The organism is Streptomyces sp. NPDC047043 (assembly GCF_040644055.1).
Classification (GTDB): Bacteria; Actinomycetota; Actinomycetes; order Streptomycetales; family Streptomycetaceae; genus Streptomyces.
The window spans coordinates 1-3,635 of the sequence record NZ_JBEYVO010000087.1 but is presented as its reverse complement, the minus strand read 5'-3'; the positions used below and the strand labels follow the sequence as shown (position 1 = coordinate 3,635).

2 protein-coding genes and 1 pseudogene are annotated in these 3,635 nt (G+C 71.4%); all 3 read left to right on the top strand.

All coding sequences use genetic code 11. The features are described from left to right. Positions 1–151 precede the first annotated feature (151 nt). Positions 152–523: pseudogene (locus ABZ880_RS54340) on the top strand (sugar-binding domain-containing protein); the annotation flags it as partial. Positions 524–842: 319 nt separating this feature from the next. Then, the gene (locus tag ABZ880_RS54335) at positions 843–2,972 is read left to right on the top strand and encodes a glycoside hydrolase family 2 TIM barrel-domain containing protein (RefSeq protein WP_361279406.1); all 2,130 of its coding nucleotides are present in this window, start codon (positions 843–845) and stop codon (positions 2,970–2,972) included. Between the two features lie 115 nt (positions 2,973–3,087). Further along, positions 3,088–3,546 (top strand): nuclear transport factor 2 family protein, encoded by a 459-nt coding sequence (locus ABZ880_RS54330; protein ID WP_361279404.1) that lies wholly within the window; start codon positions 3,088–3,090, stop codon positions 3,544–3,546. Positions 3,547–3,635: the final 89 nt, after the last annotated feature.

Sequence of the window (3,635 nt, the reverse complement as noted above, 5' to 3'; positions counted from 1 at the left end):
GCTCAGTACCAGGAGCGGCATCAGGTCCCATCGCAGCGCCCCCGCGAGCAGTGCAAGCCCGGCGAGGAGCCCGGCGCACCCCAGCGGCAGCGATCAACAACCGACCTCACAACGCCGCTACCTGCGGAAAGAGGATGTGACACAGGCACTGATGCCCTTCGAGGCGGAGCCGCCGTACCCGCCCGCGGCCAATCCGACGGGGGTGCACCGGAGGCGGTTCGACGTGCCGCGGGAGTGGCTGGAGCGGCGGACCGTGCTGCACATCGGCGCGGCGGAGAGCGTACTGCTGGCGCGGCTCAACGGGCACGAGGTCGGCATCAGCAAGGACTCGCACCTGGCGGCCGAGTTCGAGGTCACCGGGCTGTTGCGTGAGCATGGCAACGAACTGGTGCTGACCGTGGTGAAGTACTCCGACGCCAGTTACGTGGAAGACCAGGACCAGTGGTGGCACGGCGGGATCACCCGCTCGGTCCACCTGTACAGCACCGGGCCGACCTATCTGGAGGACGTGCATGTCGTCGCCGACTTCGACGCGGGGACCGGGAGTGCCTCGCTGCGCGTCGACACGCACATCGCCACCGATACCGGAATTCTCTCGGACGGCTGGCGGGTACGCGTGCGGGTGCCCGGTCTGCTCGACGCGGTCGAGATCCCGGTGCCGGTCGCGGAGCCGCCCCGGGGCATGACCCCGACGTTCCCGACCGGGGGCGAGATACCGCAGCCGATGATCCCCGCGGACACCCTCGACCTGTTGAGCCTGCGCCCGGCGCGGGCGCCCCTCGGGGAGGAGGAGGCCGCCACCGCGGACCAGATCCAGCAGGCTGTTCCCGCCGCGTCCGGGCGTGGCCGTGGTGCGCGCGTCCGGCCTGCCCGCCGCACCGTGGTCCGCGGAGGACCCGCGCCGTTACGGCCTGAAGGTGGAGCTGCTGGACCCCGACGGCACGGTGGCGGAGCGCACCACCCTGTCCATCGGGTTCCGACGGGTGGAGATCCGAGGACGGGACCTGCTGGTCAACGGCCGCCGAGTGCTGATCCAGGGCGTCAACCGGCACGACGCCGACCCCCACACCGGTCGTACCGTCGGCCGCGAGCGCATGGAGCGGGAACTCTCCCTGCTCAAGAGGTTCAACGTCAACGCCATCCGCACCTCGCACTACCCCAACGACCCCGTGTTCCTGGAGCTGTGCGACACCTACGGGTTCTACGTGGTCGACGAGGCGGACATCGAGGCCCACGCGTACGCCTCCTCGCTGGCACACGACCTGCGCTACCTGCCGGCCTTCGTCGACCGGGTCGCGCGGATGGTGAGGAGGGACAAGAACCATCCGAGCGTGATCGTCTGGTCGCTGGGCAACGAGAGCGGCTACGGACCCGCCCATGACGCCGCCGCGGCCTGGGTGCGCGCCTTCGACCCGACCCGGCCGGTGCAGTACGAGGCGGCGATCCAGCCCGACTGGTACGCCGGCCACGGCGCCAGCGACATCGTCTGCCCGATGTACCCGGTGCCCGCGGCGCTCCAGGCGTACTCGGAGTCCCCGGACGGGGACCGCCCGCTCGTCCTGTGCGAGTTCCAGTACGCGCAGGGCAACTCCAACGGCGGCTTCGAAGAGGTCTGGCGCCTGCTGGAGAGCGCACCCGGCCTGCAGGGCGGCTTCGTCTGGGAGATGTTCGACCACGGCCTGGACCCGGACCGCGACGGCCGATACCGGGCGGGCGGCGACTTCGGGGACCAGCCCCACGACGGGCTCACCTGCATCAACGGCCTGGTCTTCCCGGATCTCACCCCCAAACCCGCTCTGTACGAAGCCCGGACCCTGTTCGCTCCGCTTGCCCTGGCCGCGGCCCCCGACCGGGCCGGGTCGGATCTGCAGCGGGGCCGGCTGCGCCTGCGCAACCGGCAGGCCTTCAACGACACCACCGGGCTCGAACTGTCCGCACAGGTGGAGACCTCCACCGGGCCGTCGCGGTCCGTTCCGCTGTCCTGCCCCGTCATCGGACCGGGCGAAGAGGGGGTGCTGGCGCTCCCGGAGACGCTGCGGCGGGCGGCGACGGCGACGGACGCCCTGGCGGTCACCGTCATCGTGGCCACCGCCGACGATCACCCCTGGGGTCCGGCCGGCACCGAACTGGCCCGACTCCAGATCTCCCGGCCGCGCTCCTCCGCTCTCGGGTCCGCCGGGGCCGCAGTCGCGGCCGCCGTACCGCTCGACGCCGACGGCATGCTCGACCACCCCGGCCTGGGCGCCGCCCCCGAACTGTCGCTGTGGCGTGCCCTGACCGACAACGACGCCGCGGGCGTACTCGATCACCGGCTGCGCCGCACCGGACTGTTCCGCACGGAGCGCAAGCTGGTGTCCGTGACCGACGGGCCGGGCACGGCGACGGTGGAGGCGGCCTTCACGGCGGCGTTCGGGCATGTGGTCACGCACCGGCGGACCATCACCGCCCTTGGTGGTGACGCGTTCCGGTTCGACGAGGAGGTCGTCCTCCCCGACACGTTCGAGGAGCTGCCCCGGGTGGGGCTGGTGCTGGAGACCCTTCCCGGCTTCGACCGCATCGCCTGGACCGGTCTCGGCCCGCACGAGACCTACCCGGACCGTCGGGCGTCCGGCCTGCTCGGCCGCTGGGAGAGCGCGGTCGCCGACCTCGCCGTGCCGTACCTGCGCCCGCAGGAGAACGGCGGCCGTGCCGAGGTCACGGACCTGGAACTCGGAGACGCGGCCGGGCGGCTACGGCTGCGAACGGACCGGCCCGTCCAGATGAACGCCTCCCACCAGCGGGTCTCGGACCTGGAGTCGGCCGAGCGGGTCTGGCAGTTCACCCCGCGTCCGCAGACCGTGCTCCATCTCGACGTCGCACACCGGGGTCTCGGCACGGGGGCCCTCGGCCCGGACACCGCCCCCCGGTTCCGGATCCGGCCGGGCACGTACGTCTGGAGCTGGGAGCTGGCCTTCGACGGTTTCCGGGACTGAGACGCGGATCTCCACGGGAATCGACGCGAGAACTTGAACAACACCCTCAAGTTGGAGTTACGGTGGGGGCATATCTTGAGGTGCTCCTCAAGATGATGGAGAGGATCTGATCAGGATGACCGACCGTGACGATGTGCTGGACCTCGTGGCGCGTTCCGCCGACGCGGTGAACCGGCTGGACGCCGAACAGTTCGAGAGTCTGTGGACGCCCGAGGCGACCTGGGTGATCGACCCGCCCCTGGACTTCGCCCTGGAGGGTTCCCGGGCGGAGATCGCCAAGGGGTTCGAGGCCGGGATGCGGGCGATGTGGGCGTCGTTCCTCCAGCTGATCCACAGCACGACGGTGGACATCGACGGGGACACCGCGACCGCACGGACGTACCTCACCGAACAGGGGATTCGTCCGGACGGCACCGGCCAGGTCCTGCACGGTGTCTACGAGGACACCGTCGTCCGCACCGACGAGGGCTGGCGGTTCGCCAGGCGGCACTTCCGCTACCTGTACCTCGACCAGCCGCAGCTGGGCGGCCAGGCCGCCGCGACCGGGACGTTCGCGCTCCCCGTCGCCCCCTGAGCGGGACGGAGCCGGTGATCGCGGCACCCCGGTTACGATGCCGGGATCACCGGTCGGCCCGCGTCGGTCGGCCGGACCCGGGTCCGGCC